General features: G+C 62.4%; 19 protein-coding genes. 15 read left to right on the top strand and 4 right to left on the bottom strand.

Going from position 1 to position 18825, the window contains the following annotated elements:
• The first annotated feature begins 83 nt into the window (after nucleotides 1-83).
• From B9A11_RS07815 to B9A11_RS07870, 12 genes are all read left to right on the top strand, one after another.
• Nucleotides 84-872, top strand: a complete 789-nt coding sequence (locus B9A11_RS07815; protein ID WP_058246469.1) for a 23S rRNA (adenine(2030)-N(6))-methyltransferase RlmJ — start codon at nucleotides 84-86, stop codon at nucleotides 870-872.
• A gap of 66 nt (nucleotides 873-938) precedes the next feature.
• Nucleotides 939-1382 carry a tellurite resistance TerB family protein gene (locus B9A11_RS07820; RefSeq protein WP_058246468.1) on the top strand — a complete coding sequence of 148 codons (444 nt, stop codon included), beginning with the start codon at nucleotides 939-941 and terminating at the stop codon, nucleotides 1380-1382.
• Nucleotides 1383-1424: 42 nt separating this feature from the next.
• A complete protein-coding gene (locus B9A11_RS07825; protein WP_058246467.1) occupies nucleotides 1425-1865 on the top strand; it encodes a tellurite resistance TerB family protein in 441 nt (146 codons plus the stop codon).
• A 138-nt stretch (nucleotides 1866-2003) separates the two neighbouring features.
• Nucleotides 2004-2780: an ABC transporter ATP-binding protein gene (locus B9A11_RS07830; protein ID WP_058247098.1), complete on the top strand. Its 777-nt coding sequence runs from the start codon at nucleotides 2004-2006 to the stop codon at nucleotides 2778-2780.
• 61 nt (nucleotides 2781-2841) lie between these two features.
• Entirely contained in the window at nucleotides 2842-3567 is a 726-nt protein-coding gene (locus B9A11_RS07835; RefSeq protein WP_058247097.1) for a transporter substrate-binding domain-containing protein, read from the top strand.
• 45 nt (nucleotides 3568-3612) lie between these two features.
• Complete coding sequence (locus B9A11_RS07840) at nucleotides 3613-4494, top strand: ABC transporter permease (RefSeq protein WP_058246466.1); 882 nt, start codon at nucleotides 3613-3615, stop codon at nucleotides 4492-4494.
• Between the two features lie 46 nt (nucleotides 4495-4540).
• Complete coding sequence (locus B9A11_RS07845) at nucleotides 4541-5347, top strand: ABC transporter permease (RefSeq protein WP_058246465.1); 807 nt, start codon at nucleotides 4541-4543, stop codon at nucleotides 5345-5347.
• 107 nt (nucleotides 5348-5454) lie between these two features.
• Complete coding sequence (locus B9A11_RS07850) at nucleotides 5455-6801, top strand: glutamine synthetase family protein (RefSeq protein WP_058246464.1); 1347 nt, start codon at nucleotides 5455-5457, stop codon at nucleotides 6799-6801.
• 54 nt (nucleotides 6802-6855) lie between these two features.
• The gene (locus tag B9A11_RS07855) at nucleotides 6856-7536 is read left to right on the top strand and encodes a type 1 glutamine amidotransferase (protein WP_058246463.1); all 681 of its coding nucleotides are present in this window, start codon (nucleotides 6856-6858) and stop codon (nucleotides 7534-7536) included.
• Nucleotides 7537-8898 (top strand): glutamine synthetase family protein, encoded by a 1362-nt coding sequence (locus tag B9A11_RS07860; RefSeq protein ID WP_058246462.1) that lies wholly within the window; start codon nucleotides 7537-7539, stop codon nucleotides 8896-8898. It abuts the gene before it with no gap.
• Between the two features lie 109 nt (nucleotides 8899-9007).
• Nucleotides 9008-10309 carry an NAD(P)/FAD-dependent oxidoreductase gene (locus B9A11_RS07865; protein WP_058246461.1) on the top strand — a complete coding sequence of 434 codons (1302 nt, stop codon included), beginning with the start codon at nucleotides 9008-9010 and terminating at the stop codon, nucleotides 10307-10309.
• Nucleotides 10310-10401: 92 nt separating this feature from the next.
• Nucleotides 10402-11607 carry a DegT/DnrJ/EryC1/StrS family aminotransferase gene (locus B9A11_RS07870; protein ID WP_058246460.1) on the top strand — a complete coding sequence of 402 codons (1206 nt, stop codon included), beginning with the start codon at nucleotides 10402-10404 and terminating at the stop codon, nucleotides 11605-11607.
• Nucleotides 11608-11688: 81 nt separating this feature from the next.
• Here the strand turns inward: B9A11_RS07870 and phaR are convergent, their stop codons facing one another.
• Both phaR and xseA read right to left on the bottom strand, forming a co-directional pair.
• A complete protein-coding gene (phaR, locus tag B9A11_RS07875; RefSeq protein WP_058246459.1) occupies nucleotides 11689-12240 on the bottom strand; it encodes a polyhydroxyalkanoate synthesis repressor PhaR in 552 nt (183 codons plus the stop codon).
• A 115-nt stretch (nucleotides 12241-12355) separates the two neighbouring features.
• The gene (gene xseA, locus B9A11_RS07880) at nucleotides 12356-13894 is read right to left on the bottom strand and encodes an exodeoxyribonuclease VII large subunit (protein ID WP_058246458.1); all 1539 of its coding nucleotides are present in this window, start codon (nucleotides 13892-13894) and stop codon (nucleotides 12356-12358) included.
• Between the two features lie 162 nt (nucleotides 13895-14056).
• Between xseA and purD the strand changes: the two genes are divergently transcribed.
• The 3 genes from purD to B9A11_RS07895 all read left to right on the top strand — a co-directional run bounded on the left by purD (nucleotide 14057) and on the right by B9A11_RS07895 (nucleotide 16852).
• Nucleotides 14057-15319, top strand: coding sequence for a phosphoribosylamine--glycine ligase (purD, locus tag B9A11_RS07885; protein ID WP_058246457.1), 1263 nt, complete (start codon nucleotides 14057-14059; stop codon nucleotides 15317-15319).
• On the top strand, nucleotides 15320-15865 hold the full coding sequence (locus B9A11_RS07890; RefSeq protein ID WP_058246456.1) for a hypothetical protein: 546 nt from the start codon (nucleotides 15320-15322) through the stop codon (nucleotides 15863-15865). It abuts the gene before it with no gap.
• A 93-nt stretch (nucleotides 15866-15958) separates the two neighbouring features.
• A complete protein-coding gene (locus tag B9A11_RS07895; protein ID WP_058246455.1) occupies nucleotides 15959-16852 on the top strand; it encodes a bestrophin family protein in 894 nt (297 codons plus the stop codon).
• Between the two features lie 12 nt (nucleotides 16853-16864).
• On the opposite strand, the gene B9A11_RS07900 is transcribed toward B9A11_RS07895, so the two are convergent.
• Together B9A11_RS07900 and mgtE are read right to left on the bottom strand one after the other, a co-directional pair.
• Complete coding sequence (locus B9A11_RS07900; protein ID WP_058246454.1) at nucleotides 16865-17422, bottom strand: 5-formyltetrahydrofolate cyclo-ligase; 558 nt, start codon at nucleotides 17420-17422, stop codon at nucleotides 16865-16867.
• Nucleotides 17419-18810 carry a magnesium transporter gene (mgtE, locus tag B9A11_RS07905; protein WP_058246453.1) on the bottom strand — a complete coding sequence of 464 codons (1392 nt, stop codon included), beginning with the start codon at nucleotides 18808-18810 and terminating at the stop codon, nucleotides 17419-17421. The genes B9A11_RS07900 and mgtE overlap by 4 nt, the downstream gene beginning before the upstream one ends.
• Nucleotides 18811-18825: the final 15 nt, after the last annotated feature.

The raw sequence follows: 18825 nt of genomic DNA on the forward strand, positions 1-18825 counted from the left end.
ATTGCATTTTTGCGCGTAGCGCCCCTCGCCCATGGTCGCGATCTACGATAGGAAGGCGCGCAAAGCCGTTTGGAGCCGCGCCCATGCTGTCCTATCAACACGCCTACCACGCCGGGAATCTGGCCGACGTGCAAAAGCACGCGCTGCTGGCCCGCGCGCTGGACTACTTAACGCGCAAGGACAAACCGCTGTCCTATATCGAAACGCATTCGGGGCGCGGGCTGTACGATCTGGCCGGGGCCGAGGCGCTCAAGACCGGCGAGGCCGCGCAGGGCATTACGCTGGCCGAGGCATGGCTGCCCGCCGATCACCCTTATTTAACCGCACTTAACAAAGTCCGCGCGGCGCATGGCAAAACCGCCTACCCCGGCTCGCCTCTGATCGCGCAGAACCTGCTGCGCGACATGGACAAACTGCATCTCGCAGAGCTGCACCCGCAGGAATACACCGCCCTACGCGGGGCGGTGCGCGCGCCGAACACCAAGACCTACCAGCAAGACGGGTTCGCACTGGCGCAAAGCCTTTGCCCGCCCGATCCGCGCCGCGGTCTGCTGCTGATCGACCCCAGCTGGGAGGTCAAGTCCGACTACCAGACGATTCCTAAAGCCATGACAACGCTAGCGAAAAAGTGGAACGTCGGCATCTTGATGCTGTGGTATCCGATCCTGACGGACGGCCCGCACAAACCGATGCTGAAGGCCTTGCAAGCCAGCTTCCCCGAGGCGCTGCGCCACGAGGTCCGCTTTCCCCCCGCGCGCAAAGGCCACCGCATGGTTGGCAGCGGCATGTTTGTCGTCAACCCGCCCTGGGGGCTGGAGGATGAAGCCAAACGCCTGACCGCCGCCTTTGGCAAGGTCGCCAAACAGGGTTAATTTTCCCCGTAGCGAGGGCCAACAGACGTGTTAGGGTGTGATTAACCTTAACGCTGGAAAGATCCCATGCTCGAACGCCTCACGCAGTTCTTCAAACGCAAAACCCCGCCGGAACAGCCGCTGCCGCCCTTGGATGCGCGCTATGCCATGGGAACCCTGTTGGTCCGAGTTGCTCAGGCCGATGACGCCTATCTGTTTGAAGAGATTGAGACAATCGACAAAATCCTCGCCAAGGCCTATGATCTCAAACCGCTGGAGGCGGCCAAGATGCGTGCGGTCTGTGAAAAGCTGGCGCATGGCATCGAGGACGACGAGCATATGGCCGCGCTGATCCGCGACGGCGTTGACTATGATCACCGCATGGAAAAGGTGCAGGCCCTGTGGGACGTGGCGCATTCCGACGGCTTCGTCGACGATAACGAGGCGGCTTTGGTGGCTTTTGTCGAAAAATCGCTTGGCGTGGATCGCAGCGATTCCGAGGCCGCTCGCGCCGCCGCTGTCATTCCTTAACGCCCCATTGCCCTGAGGCAGACCGCCCCCTATATCCTTCATATGTTTGCTGATTTTCTCAGACGCCTGACGGCGCCCGCCCCTGATCCGCTGAACGATGGCGATGCGCGTCTTGCTTTGACCGCGCTCTTGGTGCGTGTCGCCCGCGCCGATGAACAGTACGATGAGGGCGAACAACAGCGCATCGACAAGATCGTCACCGCCCGCTACGGCCTGTCGCCTTTCGAGGCCACCAAGCTGCGCCGCGACGCCGAACAGCTCGAATCCGAAGCGCCCGACACGGTGCGATTCACCCGCGCCATCAAGGACGCCGTGCCGCATGACGATCGCCTCGGCGTGATCGAAGCACTGTGGCAGGTTGTGCTCGCCGATGGCGTTCGCGAAGCCGAAGAAGACGCGCTGCTCCGGCTGGTGTCGAACCTGCTTGGCCTGTCTGACATGGACAGCGCAATGGCCCGAAAACGCGTGGAAGCGGCGCAGTAACCGCCCCACTCGCCTTAAAAACAAGCTGACCTGTCGTCAAATCGTGGGTGAATGCCCAGAATCTTGGCCTTTGCCCATTGCATCAGCGCCAATTCGAGTCATTCTGACCGGCAAGTCAAAAACCCGGTCAGGTGGGACGTGAGCGCAAACAATCCCGTTATCGAAATCCGCAATCTTCACAAAGCCTATGGTGAGCTTGAGGTCATCAAGGGCGTCAGCATCGCCGCGCATAAGGGGGATGTGCTGTCGCTCATCGGGTCTTCGGGATCGGGGAAATCGACGATTTTGCGCTGTTGCAACCTGTTGGAAGACAGCCAGCAAGGCGACATCCTGTTCAAAGGCGAGCCGGTGAAATGGAAGGGCACGGGACACGCCCGTCGCCCCGCTGATGCGGCGCAAGTCTTGCGCATTCGCACCAATCTTTCGATGGTTTTTCAGCAGTTTAACCTTTGGGCGCATATGACGATCCTGCAAAACGTCATGGAAGCGCCGGTGACGGTGCTGGGCCGCGACCGTGCCGAGGTCGAATCTGCCGCCCGCGCTTATCTGGACAAGGTCGGGATTGGCGACAAATGCGACGCTTATCCGGCGCAATTGTCGGGCGGCCAGCAGCAACGCGCCGCCATTGCGCGTGGGCTGTGCATGGAACCCGAGGCGCTGTTGTTCGACGAGCCGACAAGCGCGCTCGACCCCGAGCTGGAACAGGAAGTCATCAAGGTTATCAAGGATTTGGCCGCCGAAGGGCGCACCATGATGATCGTCACCCACGATATGAAGATGGCCGCCGATGTCAGCGATCACGTGGTGTTCCTGCATCAGGGCTTGATCGAAGAAGAAGGCGCGCCAGATGCCCTATTCGGCGCGCCCAAATCCGAACGACTGCGGGGGTTCTTGCAGTCCACCTCGCACACCTAAGGCCACGCGCCGACACATTTAAATTCCGTGAAACACTCAGGGAAAATCAGGGAGCAAAATGATGAAAAACCTTCTGATCGGAACCGCCGCTCTGGCGATGATGGCCGGCGCTGCGCTGGCAGAAAGCCATTCGGTTGTGCGTATGGGCACCGAGGGCGCTTACCCTCCGTATAACTTCATTAACGACGCGGGCGAGGTTGACGGCTTTGAACGCGAGCTGGGCGATGAGCTGTGCGCCCGCGCCGAGCTGACCTGCGAGTGGGTCACCAACGAGTGGGATTCGATCATCCCGAACCTCGTTTCCGGCAACTATGACACGATCATCGCGGGCATGAGCATTACCGATGAGCGTAAAGAGCAGATCGACTTTACCCAGAACTACACCCAGCCTGACCCCTCCGCCTATGTGGCGCTGGCCGGGGCCGAAGTGGATCTGGCGGGCGGTGTGATCGCAGCGCAAACCGGCACGATCCAGGCGTCCTACGTGGCCGAACACGGCGCGACGCTGGTCGAATTTTCCTCGCCGGATGAAACCGTCGCCGCCGTGCGCAATGGCGAGGCCGATGCAGTGCTGGCGGACAAAGCCTACCTCGACCCGATCGTGGCCGAATCCTCGGACGTGGCCTTCACCGGCGAAGACGTGCTGATCGGCGGCGGCATCGGTCTGGGCATCCGCAAGTCGGACACCGAACTGAAGGCGAAATTCGACGCCGCGATCCAGTCGATGAAGGACGACGGCTCGCTTAACGCTTTGATTGAAAAGTGGGAAATCGGCGAAACCTTCTGATCCTGAAAGGGGGGCGGGCCTTGGTCCGCCCTTTGGCCCTGCGCGATGTTCAGCTACTGCACCGACCCCGCTACGCTCGACGGCCTGACTTGGCTGTCGTGTTATTTGACCACCGGCAAGCACCTGTCGATTTACTGGTCGGTGGGCACGGTTTTGCTGTTGCTGGCGATCACCGCGCCGGTCGCCCTGATGTTCGGCTTTGGCGGCGCGGCGGCTGCACGGTCGCGATTTGCGCCCCTCAGCTGGCTGGGCAAAGCCTATATCGCCGTGGTGCGCGGCGTCCCGGACATCGCGTTTTTCTTGTTTTTTGTCATAGCCTTGGATCAAGGGTTCGAGTGGCTACGGCATCAGGTCAAATGCCCCGATTGGGATCAGCCAATCCGGCAGGGCAACGATTTCGTGGTCTGCGCCGAGGCCAAGCTGCCGCTGGGCAATGCCGCGCAATGGGTGCATGAAACCTACGGCTTTATGCTCGCGGTTCTGACCTTCTCCATCGTTTTTGGGGCCTTTGCGGCGAACGTTTTGTTCGGGGCCATGCGGGCCGTGCCGCGCGCCCAGTTGGAGACCGCCGAAGCCTACGGCATGACCCCGCGCCAAACGTTTTGGCGCATTCTGGTGCCGCAGATGTGGGTCTTTGCCCTGCCCGGTTTGTCCAACCTTTGGATGGTTTTGATCAAAGCCACTCCGCTGCTGTTCCTGCTGGGCGTCGAGGACATCGTCTATTGGGCGCGCGAGCTGGGCGGCGCGAAAACCGCGCGGTTTACCGACTATCCGCATCCCGATTGGCGCATGTGGTACTTCTTTGCGCTGCTGGTCTTTTATCTGGCGTTCACGCGCGTGTCGGAAATCGTTCTGGACCGCATTATGAAACGTCTGACCCACGGCCAAGCCACCACGGGCGGCGAAGCCCAGCGAAAGGCAGCCTAATGTTCTGTCAATTGCGCCCCCTGCCCCGAACCATGGAGTCGCCGCTGTGAGCTGCTGGGAAACCATCGCCGATTACGGCCTGCGCTCCATTGGAATAGGCGAACGCCTTTTGCCGCGCGAAGATTTCACGCTGTGCCAGCAGGTCACGCTGATTGGCTCTGGCATGATCTGGAATATCTATTTCGGCTTCATGGCGCTGTTTTCTGGCTTTTTCCTTGCGACCACGGTGGCCATGGGCAAGGCCGCGCAAAACCCGTGGCTGCGCAAACCCAGCGAGTGGTTTATCTTTGTCTTTCGCGGCAGCCCCTTGTTTATTCAGTTCTTTTTCGCCTACTTCTTGTTCCTGAGCCTCAAGAGTGTATCGGGCTTTTTCGACGTTTTCACGTCCGCTTGGCTCGGTGCTTTGGTGGTCTTGTTCCTCAATACCGCCGCCTATTCCGGCGAAATCTTTTATGGCGCGCTTTTGTCGATCCCCAAGGGGGATATGGAAGCTGCCGACGCCTACGGCTTTTCCGGCTGGGCGCGATTTCGCAAGATCACATGGCCCACGATGCTGCGTCTGGCGTGGCCCGCTTATACCAACGAAGCGATCTTTTTGTTTCATGCCACGACACTGGTTTATTTCTCGGGGTTCCCGGCGTGGAAGCAAAAGGGCGATGCGCTCTATTACGCCAACTATTTCGCGGACAAGACGTTTAACCCCTTTGTTCCCTACCCGATCCTTGCGGGCTATTTCATCTTGCTGACCCTGATCATCATCGGCGGTTTCGGCCTGATCAACCGGCGTCTCAACCGTCATTTGCCGCAGAACACCCGCTCGAAGATCCGCCTGCGCCCCACGCTCATGCGCTGATAATTTAAGCGGCAGATCGCGCGGGCCAGCGCCTGTCCGAATGCCCCCTTGCCAAGGCCCCCTCGCCCTCGCTACCATAATTTGATCAAAAAATCTCAAGAGGCCCCATGTCCACCTCCCCCGAGCTTTGGCTCCGCGAGCATCCGCAGGTCCGCACCATTCGCGCGGCGGCCTGTGACCTCAACGGCGTGGCGCGCGGCAAGCGAATGCCCATCGCGTCGGCGCTGAAAACCCTGTCGGACGGGACCAAGTTCCCCATGTCCGTGCTGTCGCTCGACATCTGGGGCGAAGACATCGAGGACAGCCCGCTGGTGTTCGAAACCGGCGACCGCGACGGCCTTCTGTTCCCCACCGAACGCGGGTTCGTGCCCATGCCCTGGCTCGAAGCGCCGACCGCGCTGCTGCCGATCTGGATGTTCCACGAGGACGGGCGCGCCTATGACGGCGACCCGCGTCATGCGCTGGCCCGTGTGTCGGAACGCTATACTGCCAAAGGATTAACCCCCGTTGTCGCGGTCGAGCTGGAGTTTTTCCTGATCGACGATTCGGGGCGGCATTTGCAGGTGCCGGTCAGCCCCAGATCCGGCAAACGGCGCAAGGCCGCAGAAATCCTGTCGATCCGGGCGCTGGACGCCTTTGATACTTTCTTTACTGATCTTTATGAATATTGCGAGATCATGGACATCCCCGCCGACACCGCCATTTCCGAGGCGGGTCTGGGGCAGTTCGAGATTAACCTTGTTCATCAGGCTGATCCGCTCAAGGCCGCCGATGATGCTTGGCTGTTCAAACAGCTGGTCAAGGGGCTGGCGCGGAGGCACGGGTTTGCGGCGTCTTTTATGGCCAAACCCTACGAGGATTACGCCGGCAGCGGGATGCACGCGCATTTCTCGGTGCTGGATCGCACGGGCAAGAACATCTTTGACGACGGGACAGAGCGGGGGACCGACGCGCTGCGCCACGCCATTCGCGGCTGCATGGATGCCATGCACGGCAGCGCGCTGATCTTTGCGCCGCACCTGACGTCTTATGACCGCCTCGTTCCCGACGCCCACGCCCCGACCGAGATTTGTTGGGCCTATGAGAACCGCACCGCCGCCATTCGTGTGCCCAGCGGCCCGCCCCCCTCGCGGCGGATCGAACATCGCGTATCGGGCGGTGACGTGAACCCCTACCTGGCGCTCGCAGCCATTCTGGGCGCGGCTTTGAACGGCCTTGAAGACAAAAAAATGCCACCCGAGCCGATCACCGGAAGCGCCTACGCACAGGACCTGCCCAGCATGCCGACCGACTGGGCCAGCGCCATCGAAGCCTTTGATAAGTCAGAACAGGTTAAGCGAGTCTTTCCCCAGCAATTGATCGACAACTTTCTGTTGACCAAGCGTCAAGAGCTGCGCGACATGGACGAGCTGACCCGGCAGGAGCAGGTGGAAATTTATCTCGATACGGTGTGACCTTGAAGGTCGCCCCGGCCCACCCTAGCTTTGCCCGAAACAGACAGGTGTCTTATGAAAATCGGCATTTTGCAGACCGGGTTGGTGCCGCCCGATCTTGTTCCTCAAAGCGGTGAATACCCGGATATGTTCCAGCGGTTGCTGGCCGATCAGGGCTTTGAGTTTCAGACCTTTAGCGTGGTGAACGGTGACTTTCCCGCCAGTGTGGACGACGCCGATGGCTGGCTGATCACTGGCTCGCGCCACGGGGTCTATGAGGAACATCCGTGGATGGCGCCGCTCGAACAGCTTATTCGTGACATCTATGCCGCCGATAAGCCGTTGATCGGCGTGTGTTTTGGCCATCAAATCATTGCCCAGGCGCTTGGCGGCAAGGTGGAAAAATTCGATGGCGGCTGGTCGGTCGGCCCCAAAGATTACCAGTTCGCGGATGGCGTTAAGACTTTGCACGCCTTTCATCAGGACCAAGTGATCACGCCGCCCGAGGGCGCGCAAACCGTCGCGCATAACGATTTTTGTGCCCACGCAGCGCTGCTTTATCCGGGCAAAGCCTATACGGTGCAGCCACACCCCGAGTTCCAGGACGGCTTTATGCGCGACCTGCTTGAACTGCGCGGCAAGGGCGTGGTGCCCGACGACCGCCTACAGGCTGCGACGACGCGCACCGGCACCCCGCTGGACAGTGCCGAGATCGCTCAACAATTCGCGCGGTTCTTCCGCGAAAGGAGCATCTAAATGACCACCGACTGGACCGAAAGCCTGCCCGAAAGCGCGCAAGCGTTCCTGGAGGGGCGCAAGCTGGATGAGGTCGAGTGCATCATTTCCGACCTGCCCGGCATTGCCCGCGGCAAGGCGGTGCCGGCGACGAAATTCGCCCGGCAAAAGAACTTTCACCTGCCGGATTCGATCTTTTTCCAAACGATTACAGGGGATTGGTCGGATGCGAACGACTCGGACGGATTTATCGAAAAGGATATGATCCTGACCCCGGATATGAGCACGGCGACCGCCGCGCCCTGGACCGGGGACTGGACCTTGCAGGTGATTCACGACGCCTGCGACCGTCATGGCAAGCCGGTCCCCTATAGCCCGCGCAACGTGCTGAAACGCGTGGTCGATTTGTATCACGCCCAAGGATGGGAGCCCGTTGTCGCCCCTGAGATGGAGTTCTATCTGGTGGCGCGCAACATTGATCCGGCCAAGGACATCAAGCCAATGATGGGGCGTTCCGGGCGCCCCGCGGCGGCGCGGCAGGCCTATTCGATGACGGCGGTGGATGAATTCGGCCCGGTGATCGACGACATTTACGATTTCGCCGAAGCGCAAGGTTTCGAGATTGACGGCATCACCCAAGAAGGCGGCGCGGGCCAGCTGGAGATCAACCTGCGGCACGGAGATCCGGTCAAGCTTGCGGATGAAGTCTTTTATTTCAAGCGGTTGATCCGCGAAGCGGCGTTGCGGCACGATTGCTTTGCGACCTTTATGGCCAAGCCCATCGCCGACGAGCCGGGCAGCGCGATGCACATCCACCACTCGATTTTGGATCGCGAGACAGGCAAGAACCTGTTTTCCGGCCCGCAGGGCGGTGAGACGGACGCGTTTTTCCAATTCATTGGCGGTTTGCAAGCCTATATGCCTGCGGCGATTGCCGTACAGGCGCCTTATGTGAACAGCTACCGGCGGTATGTTAAGGATCACGCCGCGCCCATTAACCTTGAATGGGGGCGGGACAACCGCACCACCGGCATCCGAATTCCGCTGTCCGGGCCGGAGGCGCGGCGGGTGGAAAACCGTTTGGCGGGCATGGATTGCAACCCCTACCTGGGCATCGCCGCGTCGCTGGCCTGTGGGTATTTAGGCCTGATGGAAGAGCGCTGGCCGTCGAAGCAGTTCAAGGGCGATGCCTATGAGGGCGAAGGCGATATCCCTCGCACGTTGGGCGAGGCTTTGGATACCTTCGAAGAGGCGACCGCTTTGCACGAGGTTTTGGGCCCCGAGTTCGCGCGGGTCTACGGGATCGTGAAACGCACGGAATATAATGAGTTCCTTCAGGTGATTTCGCCTTGGGAACGCGAGCACTTGCTGCTGAACGTCTAAGCGGAGCGCTGCGCGCACCGGTTTAGCGCTGCGCGCCAGTGGGGAGGGCGCTGCCCCCCCCAAACCCCACCCGGGATATTTTGAAAGAGAAGAAGCCAGGAAGGGCCGCATGAACCTTTTGTTTTCCAACGATAAACGTGGGGACTATCCGCAGAGCTGGTATGCGGCGAGTGCCGACCTGCTGGCGCCGTTTGCGCCGTTGGGTGGGGTTCAGCGGGCGGATGTTTGCGTGGTTGGCGGGGGCTATACCGGGCTGTCGGCGGCGCTGCATTTGGCAGAAGCGGGTTTGGATGTGGTTCTGCTGGAGGCGCATCGGGTAGGCTTTGGCGCGTCTGGGCGCAATGGTGGGCAGCTTGGGTCCGGTCAACGGTTGGATCAGCTGAAGCTGGAGAAGATGCTGGGGGCCGAGGATGCCCGGCGGATGTGGGAGTTTGGCGAAGAGGCCAAGGCGCTGGTTCGCGGGTTGGTTGAGCGCCACGGGATCGATTGTCATTTACGCGATGGTGTGGGCTGGGCGGGCAGTTCGGCTGGATCCGTCGCAGAGTTGCACGACTATGCGGCGCATATGGATGCGCGCTATGGCTATGGCTTGGAGGTTTTGGACCGGGAGGCGTTTGCGGCGCTGTGCCGCTCGCCCGATTTTCAGGGCGGCGTTTTGGACATGGGGGCGGCGCATTTGCATCCGTTGCGCTTGGCTTTGGGGCTGGCGGAGGCTTGTGTTCGGGCGGGCGTGCGCATTTACGAGCGCAGCCATGTGCACCATATCCAGCATGGGTCCAAGGTCGTGGTGCAGACCGATGCCGGGCGCGTTGAGGCGGATCATCTGATCCTTGGGTGCAACGGGTATTTGGGTGGCCTGGATCGCAAGGTGGCCGCCCGCGTTATGCCGATCAACAATTTTATCGTTGCGACAGAACCGCTTGGGGACAGGGCTGCAGAGGTTTTAACCCGCGATGTGGCCCTGTGTGACGACCGTTTCGTGGTGAATTACTGGAAGCTTTCGGACGACAAACGGCTGCTGTTCGGCGGCGGCGAGAGCTATGGCTATCGTTTTCCCAGCGATATTCGCGCGGTGGTGCGCAAGCCTTTGGCGCAGATTTACCCGCATCTGGCGGATGTGAAGCTGGAGTACGCCTGGGGCGGCACTTTGGCGATCACGATGAAACGCTTGCCCCATCTGGCGCGGGTTGCGCCGAACGTGCTCAGCGCCTCGGGCTACTCCGGGCATGGGGTGGGCAACGCCGTGCAGGCGGGCAAGCTGATGGCCGAGGCGGTGCGTGGGCAGGCCTCGGGCTTTGACGCTTTTGCCGCTTTGCCGACGCCAGCCTTTCCGGGGGGCGCGGGGCTGCGCACGCCATTGTTGGCGCTGGCCATGAGCTGGTTTGCGCTGCGCGACAAGCTGGGACTGTAACCGTGACATTTTAATGAATGGTCAACTTCGCATAGACGCGCGCGCGCCTTTGTTTTACGTTTCTGAAAACCGATATTTCAGGAATGTAAAACATGCTCCCGAATATGCACCATGCCGAGCCGATCCCCGAGGAAGCCCGCGCCGAGATTGACCGGCTTTTGCAGTCGGGCGATTTGTTCCGCTACACCGCCCCCGAGAATGCCCCGGTCAGCCTGCTTGAGGCGGAATTCGCGGCCCATATGGGCACGAAATACGCGCTGGCGGTCAGCAGCTGTTCGGCGGCGCTGTTCCTGTCTCTCAAGGCTTTGGGCCTGCCGCGCGACTCGCGCGTGTTGATCCCCGGCTTCACTTTTGCCGCCGTGCCGTCGAGCATCGTGCACGCCGACTGCATCCCGGTTCTGTGCGAGGTGGGCGAGAATTATCGCATTGATCTGAAGGACTTCGAGGCCAAGCTGGACAATATCAGCGCGGTGATCGTCAGCCACATGCGCGGGCATACCTCGGACATGGATGCGATCATGGCGCTGTGCCAGGCGCGCGACATTCCGGTGATCGAGGACGCGGCGCACAGCCTTGGGACCACGTGGCACGGGCGCAAGATCGGCACGTTGGGGCGCGTTGGCTGTTTCAGTTTCCAGAGCTACAAGCTGCTGAATGCGGGCGAAGGCGGCATCCTTGTGACCGACGATGCCGACATCGTGGCGCGCGCGGTGATCCTGTCTGGCGCCTATGAGCATAACTGGCGCAAGCACATGGATCGCAAGGATAATTCCGCCGAGCTGGAGCAGGCGTTCGCGCGCTGGCAGAACAAGCTGCCGCTCTATAACCTGCGCATGTCGAACTTGTCGGCGGCGGTGATCCGGCCTCAGATTCCGCAGATTGACCGGCGGGTGACGGATGGGCGGCGCAACCACGATCGGGTGGCTGGTTTAATTGAACAGAGCCCCTTTATCACCGTCCCGGACAAGCTGCCGCCCGAGGAGCGCGCGCCGGATTCGCTGCAATTCAACCTGACGGGGATGCGGGATGAGGACGTGCGCGCCTTTGTCAGCGCGGCCGAGGCGCGCGGCGTCAAGGTGCAGGTCTTTGGCCTGACCACCGACAATGCGCGCGCCTATTGGAACTGGGAATTCCTGCCCGAGATGCCGGACCTGCCCGCGACCCGCGCCATGCTAATGCGCGCCTGCGACACCCGCTTGCCCGCGCGTCTGACTGCCGAAGAATGCGACGCCGTGGCGGCCATTCTGGTCGAGGCCGCCGACACGGTTATGGCGCAGACCCGCGCCTACGGCACCTGACACAGGCATAGAAAAAGCGCGCGAGCCTCCCCTCTCGCGCGCTTTGTCATTTCACTTGTCAGACAATTAAATGTCAGACGTTTACTTTCCCATCTTGGACAGCTGCTGCTGAAGCGCGGCGAGCTGTTTCTTGATGGCGTCCAGATCCTCGGCGGGTTCCGGTTCCGGCGCGGGGCCAGTGCTGCCCGCGGTCCCGCCGGTCATCGCCTTGAGAAACGCCTCTTGCTGCGCTTGCATCGCCTCAAAGCCCTTGGCCATCGGGTTGTTGGCCAGCATCGGGTTCTGCCCCATGTTCTCGACCCACTTGGACTGGCTCTCGCGGAACATGTCAAAGCTGGCGGCAAGGAACTGCGGCACGGCGCTGGTGGCGGTGGTCGTGTAGGACCGCACGAGGTCGGTCAGAACGTTAATCGGCAGGACGCTTTCGCCCTTGCTCTCGTGCTCTGCGACGATCTGCAACAGGTACTGGCGCGTCAGGTCATCGCCCGATTTCAGGTCGACGATTTGCACGTCGCGCCCGTCCCGGATGAACCCGGCAATATCTTCGAGCGTCACATAATCCGAAGTCTCTGTGTTATACAGTCTCCGGCTTGCGTAGCGCTTGATCAGCAGCGGTTTTTCCTTGGTGGCCACAGGCTCCCCTCCTCCGGCAAAATGCTTCATTGCAGAAAAGCTTATGCGAGCGCAGCACAAAAAGAAAGCCTGTGGTTTCACACAGGCTTAACTGCTTTTTCGTAATCCTACGGTTTCAGAAAAGGCTGCCCTGTTCGGGGGGCTTGGGCTTGGCGGTCTTTTTCGCAGGCTTGCCGCCCAGTTTAAAGGTGCCGTCGGCGAATTCGATCTCAAGCCCCGTGGCCGCTTCGGCGCCCGCTTTGGTTGTGACGACATGGCCATCGCCGCGCACCACCGCATAGCCGCGCGCCAGCGTCGCCTTATAGGACAGCGTGTCGCTGAGGCGGGCGAGCGCGTCGAGCTTGCGCTTTTGTTCAAGGATGCGGGCCGCTTGCGCCTCTTGCAGGCGGCGGGTCAGGCTGTCCAGCTTGTCCCGTCCGGCGACAATCTCGCGCTGGATGGGCCGGGGGGACAGGCGGTCGGCACGGCGGGCCAGCGCCTCGCGCCGTTGCACCACCAGCCGGTCAAGCGCCGGGGCCAGCCGCGCGGCACGGTCCGTCAGCTTGGCCTTTTCCACGGTGATCGCACGGGTCAGGACGACGGGGCGCAGGCTGCCCGCGCTTTCCGACAGGCGCAGCCGCTGGCGATCCACCAGCCGCCGCAGCGCGTGGGGCAAGCGTTCGCCCACCACGTCCAGCCGCTGCCGAGGGCCATCGAGCAGCTCTTGCGGACGCGGCAACGCGCGCGACACATCGCGCAGCCGCTGCCCACGCACGTCGATGCGCTGCCCCATGGCCCGCGTCATCCGCGCGCCGTAGTCTCCAACCAGCCCCAGCAGTTCCATCCGCACTGGCACCGCCAGCTCCGCCGCCGCCGTGGGCGTGGGCGCGCGCATGTCCGAGACAAAGTCGATCAGCGTGGTGTCCGTCTCGTGCCCCACCGCCGAGATCAGCGGGATCTCCGAGGCCGCCGCCGCCCGTGCGACGCTTTCTTCGTTAAAGCCCCAGAGGTCCTCGACCGAGCCACCGCCGCGCGCCACGATCAAGAGATCGGGCCGAGGCAAAGCGCCCCCCGGCGTCAACCGGTTGAACCCCTGGATGGCGCGCACCACCTCGGGCGCGCAGTTCTGCCCCTGCACGGCGACCGGCCAGATCAAGACCTTGCGCGGGAAACGGTCGCGCAGCCGGTGCAGAATATCGCGGATCACCGCCCCGCTGGGAGAGGTCACAACCCCAATGATTTCAGGTAGATAGGGCAGACGTTTCTTGCGCCCGGCATCAAACAAACCTTCGGCCTGCAACATCGCCTTGCGCTTTTCCAGCATCGCCATCAAGGCCCCGGCCCCGGCGGGGCGCAGGTCTTCGATCACGATCTGATAGCGCGACTGGCCGGGGAAAGTGGTCATCTTGCCGGTGGCGATGACCTCCATCCCTTCCTCAGGCTGGTTTTGCAGACGGGCGGCGACGCCCTTCCACAGGATGCCGTTGATGACGGCCTTGTCGTCCTTGAGATCAAGGTAAACATGCCCCGATTTGGGCCGCGTCACCCGCCCGACCTCGCCGCGCACGCGCACATAGCCGAAATTGCCCTCGATGGTGCGTTTGACCGCCCCCGCCAGTTCGGACACCGAGAATTCCGGGGCGTTGCCCGGCGCGTCATCTTCGAACATATCCATGTGCAACCCTCTTGCCTTGCGGCCAATCTAGCCAATCGCAGCGCCGGACAAAACCGCCCGCGACACGATTTGAGGTTAAAATCGGCCCGGTGGGGCAAAGGCTTTCCAACGGGCGCAACCTCGCTTAAAAGCGCCGCCAACAGCTAGATCAGGAGCACTCCCATGAACATCCTCATCCTCGGCAGCGGCGGGCGCGAACACGCTTTGGCATGGGCCACGCTTCAGAACCCCAAATGCGACAAGCTGATCGTTGCGCCGGGCAACGCGGGCATCGCGCAAATTGCCGAATGCGCCTCGATCAACACCGAGGACGGCGGCGCGGTCAGCGAATTTGCCAGCGAAAACAACATTGATCTGATCATCATCGGCCCCGAGGCACCCTTGGCCGCCGGTGTGGCGGATACCCTGCGCGAGGCAGGTTTCGCGGTCTTTGGCCCGTCTGCGGCCGCTGCGCGCCTTGAGGCGTCCAAATCCTTTACCAAGGAAATCTGCGACGCGGCCAACGCGCCGACCGCCTCTTACGGCCATTTCACCGACGCCGAAGCGGCCAAGGCGCATGTCCGGGAACAGGGCGCGCCGATTGTGGTTAAGGCCGACGGGCTCGCGGCGGGCAAAGGCGTGATCATCGCCGAAACCGTCGCGCAAGCCGAGGAGGCCATCGACGACATGTTCGGCGGCGGCTTTGGCGCGGCGGGCGCAGAGGTGGTGATCGAAGAGTTCATGACCGGCGAAGAGGCGTCGTTCTTTGTGCTGGTCGACGGCGAGGTCTGCCTGCCGGTCGGCACCGCCCAAGACCACAAGCGCGTGGGAGACGGCGACACCGGGCCGAACACAGGCGGCATGGGCGCGTACTCGCCTGCGCCGATCATGACCGATGAGGTGACGCAAAAGGCTTTGGACGAAATCGTCCGCCCGACCATGGCCGAGATGGTCCGCCGCGGCACCCCCTATCAGGGCGTGCTGTATGTCGGTCTGATGATCGAGAACGGCCAGCCGCGCTTGGTCGAATACAACGTGCGTTTTGGCGACCCGGAGTGTCAGGTTCTGATGCTGCGTCTGGGCGGTCAGGCGCTGGACCTGATGCAGGCCTGCGCCGAAGGACGTCTGGCCGATGCGCAGGTCACCTGGGCCGACGATCACGCCATGACGGTGGTTCTGGCCGCGCAAGGCTATCCGGGCGCTTACGAAAAAGGCTCTGAAATCAAGGGGCTGGACAAGCTGCCCGAGGACAGCGCCCACATGACCTTCCACGCCGGGACGACGGCGGTGGATGGCAAGATCACCGCCACCGGGGGCCGCGTGTTGAACGCCACCGCGCGCGGCGCGACGCTGGCCGAGGCGCAAGAGCGCGCCTATGCGCTGGTGGACGCCATCGACTGGCCGCAGGGCTTCTGCCGCCGTGACATCGGCTGGCGCGCGCTCTAAGTGGCACTGACCGAGCACCGCTTTGCCCGCGTGCCGGGGGCCGCGCAGGACGTCTGGACCTTGTCCAATTCTGTGCTCTCTGGACGTGGCATCGCTGCGCTCGACCTGCCCCACGTGCGTGCGGTGACCTTGCGGATCAGCCGCGCGGACAAGACCCTGCGCCGCGATCTGTTGCTGGATCATCCCGGCGGGCGGGCGCAGATCGACTGCACCACCGCCAAGGATATGGGCTGCGCGGGCTTTGACGCTTTGCTGAGCGCAATCACCGCCGCCCTGCCCCCGTCCACGCCTGCGAACCTTGAACAAGGCCGCCTGCCCGACTGGCCCAAGCACCTGCTGGGCTGGTTCGCGCTGGTGGTGTCGGCGGCGCTTGGCTGGCGTGCGGCGCAGATCGGGCTGACCGGCGACCGCATGGCCACCGTCGCCGCGCCGATGCTGATCCTTGGCGCGATCGGCGTGATCTTGATCCTCGCCTACCGCCCGCGTCCGCGCCTGTCGATGCCGCTGCCCGTCACGCATCTGCCCGCCGCGCTGGCCGCGCTGTAAAGGTCGCAAGCCGCGCCTACAGGGTCGCCCACGGCGCGCGCCGCAGCGCAGCATTGCGCCAAGCTACAGGCGTTCCAGCCAGAAAGGCCCACCATGATCGTCGGCAAACGCAAAAGCACCCTCGCCTTGCTCTTTTCCATGCGCGGATCGGTTCTGCCTCATATTTTGCCGCGTATTCTGGCGGTTATGGCGGTGTCCATCGTGGTCGTGGTGGTCGATGCGCATATCTATCCACTGCAACACGCGGGCAGCAGCGCCTTTGCGGTTTTCGGGATCGCGCTGTCGCTGTTCCTAGGGTTTCGCAACAACGCCGCCTATGAACGCTGGTGGGAGGGGCGCAAGCTGTGGGGGCAGTTGGTCGCGGACACCCGCGCGCTGGCGCGCGAGGCCGAGCTGTTTCTCGACGCCCCCGAGGCGCGCGAAAGGCTGGTTCGGCTGACCTTGGGCTTCCTGCATCTGCACCGGCTGAACCTGCGCCGTCTGCCCCCGGACGAGGCCGCCCGGCAATGGGCGGACGAGGCGCATTTCAAGGCTCCGCATCCCCCCTGCGCCGCGCTGAACGCCATGGCGAAACTCTTGCGCGAGGAACGTCAGGCCGGGCGGCTGGACGGATTTGGCGCCAAAGCGTTGGACGAGCGGTTAACCTCGATTGGGCTGGCGCAGGCGGGATGTGAACGGATCGCTACGACGCCCCTGCCCTTTGTCTATTCGCTGCTCGTGTACCGGACGTCGATCCTTTATTGCCTGCTGGTGCCGCTGGGCCTGATCGAGGCGTCGGGGTGGCTGACGCCGCTGTTCGTCGCGGTGATCGCCTATGTGTTCTTTGGCCTCGCCGAAGTCACCGAAGAGCTGGAAAACCCCTTTGGCACCACCGTGAACGGGCTGGCGCTGGACGCCATGTGCCGCACCGTGGAAATCAGCCTGCTGCCGCACATTGGGCTGCCCGCCCCGGCCCCGCGCCAGCCGGTGGACAGCTATCTAAGCTAGGGTTTGCCCGGTCTAAGCAGGTGTAATCACTTCGTTTTCGGTGATGATCATGTCCAGCGGCTGGTCCGTGGGTTCCAGCGGGAGGTCGTCCATTTCCTGCGCCGCAAAGGCAAAGCCGATGGCCATGGTGGGCCGTTTCGCGCGCAGCAGTTCCAGCGTTCGGTCGTAGAAACCGCCGCCGTAGCCGAGCCGCCCGCCCGCGCGCGAAAACGCCACCAAGGGCACGATCAGCAGCTCGGGTTCAAAGAACTCTGGGTTTGCGGGGATCATCGCCTTGAACGCCCCTTCGACCATCTCGCAGCCCGGCTCCCACCGGGCGAATTTCAGCGGTTGTCCCGCGGCGGTGATCACCGGCACACCGACGGGGCCATAGGCCGACGCCTCTTCCATGGTGGGCAAAGGGTTAATTTCCGTGCGGATCGGCATGTAGCCCGACACCGGCACGCCGCGATGGCCCGCGAGGATTTCCGACAGCTTGCCCGCGCTGCCGGGACCGCGCGTATCAAACGCCTGTTTGCGCGCGGCAAAGGCCGCCTTACGGGCGGCGGCTTTGCGGTCTTCCAAAGTCATAGCAATACCACCACAGCAAGGCCCAAAAAGGCGAAGAATCCAACGACATCCGTGACGGTTGTCACAAAGGCACCAGAGGCCAGCGCCGGGTCCACCCCGACTTTTTCCAGCACCACGGGGATGACGATCCCGGCAAGGCCCGCCACCAAAAGGTTAATGATCATCGCCGTGGCGATCACCCCGCCCAAGGCAAAGGAGCCGAACCAGACGACGCCGACGATGGCCATGATCACCGCGAAGGCGAGGCCATTGATCAAGCCTACAAGGGCTTCGCGGCGGATCACGCGCCAGATGTTCGCGCCGGTCAAGTCCTTGGTCGCCAAGGCGCGCACCGCCACCGTCAGGCTTTGCGTACCGGCGTTTCCGCCCATCGACGCGACGATCGGCATCAAGACCGCCAAGGCGACGACCTGCGCGATCGCCGCCTCGAACTGGGCGATCACCATGGACGCCAGCACGGCGGTGACAAGGTTAACGGCCAGCCACGGAAAGCGGCGTTTGGTGGTGTCAAAGACGCGGTCGGACAGGCTCGATTCCCCGTCCACACCGGCGAGGCGCAGAATGTCCTCTTCGTTTTCCTCATCCAGCACGGCCATGGCGTCGTCGATGGTGATCACACCCACCAGCCGTTCGTTTTCATCGACCACCGGCGCAGAAATCAGGTGATACTGGTTAAAGGCATAGGCCACATCCGCCTCTGGCCGGGTCACCGGAATGCTGTGAAAGGTCTCTTCGGCGATGGATTTCAGCAAGACCTCGCGGCGCGAGGACATCAGCTTGCCCAAGGTCACATTGCCCACCGGGCGCAGTTTCGGATCGACCAGCACAATGTGGTAAAACTGCTCGGGCAGATGGTCGGTATTGCGAAGGTAATCAATGGCTTCGCCGACGTTCCAATACTCCGGCGCCATGACGACTTCGCGCTGCATCAGGCGGCCCGCCGAGAATTCCGGATAGGTCAGCGATTGCTGAACGGCGGCCCGGTCGCTGTCTTCGAGAACCTCGAGGATCGCCTCTTTTTGCGGGTCGTCAAGATCTTCGAGCAGGTCGACCACATCGTCCGAATCCAGCTCGCGCACCGCGTCGGCCAGAACCTCGGGGTGCAGAATGCCGATGACCTCTTCGCGGATCGTCTCGTCGAGTTCGGACAGGATCTCGCCGTCGAATTCCTTGTCGTACAGCTTGATCAGCCGCATCCGGTCAAAGGCGTTGATCTGCTCCAAAAGGTCGGCGATGTCGGCCTGGTGCAGCGGGTCCATCAGGGCGATCAGCCCCTCGCGGTCCTCGGTGTCGACCGCGAACATGATCTGCGCCAGCGCTTTGCGGTCCAGCGTATAGCTGTCCTCGCGCTCGGCGTCGGCTGCGAGTTCTTGAATGTCGTCCGCCATGCGCTGCCCCCGTGA

Origin of the sequence: Tropicibacter naphthalenivorans (genome assembly GCF_900176475.1) — a bacterium.
GTDB classification, from domain to species: domain Bacteria; phylum Pseudomonadota; class Alphaproteobacteria; order Rhodobacterales; family Rhodobacteraceae; genus Tropicibacter; species Tropicibacter naphthalenivorans.

Excerpts from the sequence above, each read along its gene's own strand:
- B9A11_RS07815 (WP_058246469.1), top strand. The coding sequence starts at position 84 with ATGCTGTCCTATCAACACGCCTACCACGCCGGGAATCTGGCCGACGTG.
- B9A11_RS07820 (WP_058246468.1), top strand. The coding sequence starts at position 939 with ATGCTCGAACGCCTCACGCAGTTCTTCAAACGCAAAACCCCGCCGGAA.
- B9A11_RS07825 (WP_058246467.1), top strand. The coding sequence starts at position 1,425 with ATGTTTGCTGATTTTCTCAGACGCCTGACGGCGCCCGCCCCTGATCCG.
- B9A11_RS07835 (WP_058247097.1), top strand. The coding sequence starts at position 2,842 with ATGAAAAACCTTCTGATCGGAACCGCCGCTCTGGCGATGATGGCCGGC.
- B9A11_RS07840 (WP_058246466.1), top strand. The coding sequence starts at position 3,613 with ATGTTCAGCTACTGCACCGACCCCGCTACGCTCGACGGCCTGACTTGG.
- B9A11_RS07850 (WP_058246464.1), top strand. The coding sequence starts at position 5,455 with ATGTCCACCTCCCCCGAGCTTTGGCTCCGCGAGCATCCGCAGGTCCGC.
- B9A11_RS07855 (WP_058246463.1), top strand. The coding sequence starts at position 6,856 with ATGAAAATCGGCATTTTGCAGACCGGGTTGGTGCCGCCCGATCTTGTT.
- B9A11_RS07860 (WP_058246462.1), top strand. The coding sequence starts at position 7,537 with ATGACCACCGACTGGACCGAAAGCCTGCCCGAAAGCGCGCAAGCGTTC.
- B9A11_RS07865 (WP_058246461.1), top strand. The coding sequence starts at position 9,008 with ATGAACCTTTTGTTTTCCAACGATAAACGTGGGGACTATCCGCAGAGC.
- B9A11_RS07870 (WP_058246460.1), top strand. The coding sequence starts at position 10,402 with ATGCTCCCGAATATGCACCATGCCGAGCCGATCCCCGAGGAAGCCCGC.
- xseA (WP_058246458.1), bottom strand. The coding sequence starts at position 13,894 with ATGGATATGTTCGAAGATGACGCGCCGGGCAACGCCCCGGAATTCTCG.
- purD (WP_058246457.1), top strand. The coding sequence starts at position 14,057 with ATGAACATCCTCATCCTCGGCAGCGGCGGGCGCGAACACGCTTTGGCA.
- B9A11_RS07895 (WP_058246455.1), top strand. The coding sequence starts at position 15,959 with ATGATCGTCGGCAAACGCAAAAGCACCCTCGCCTTGCTCTTTTCCATG.
- B9A11_RS07900 (WP_058246454.1), bottom strand. The coding sequence starts at position 17,422 with ATGACTTTGGAAGACCGCAAAGCCGCCGCCCGTAAGGCGGCCTTTGCC.
- mgtE (WP_058246453.1), bottom strand. The coding sequence starts at position 18,810 with ATGGCGGACGACATTCAAGAACTCGCAGCCGACGCCGAGCGCGAGGAC.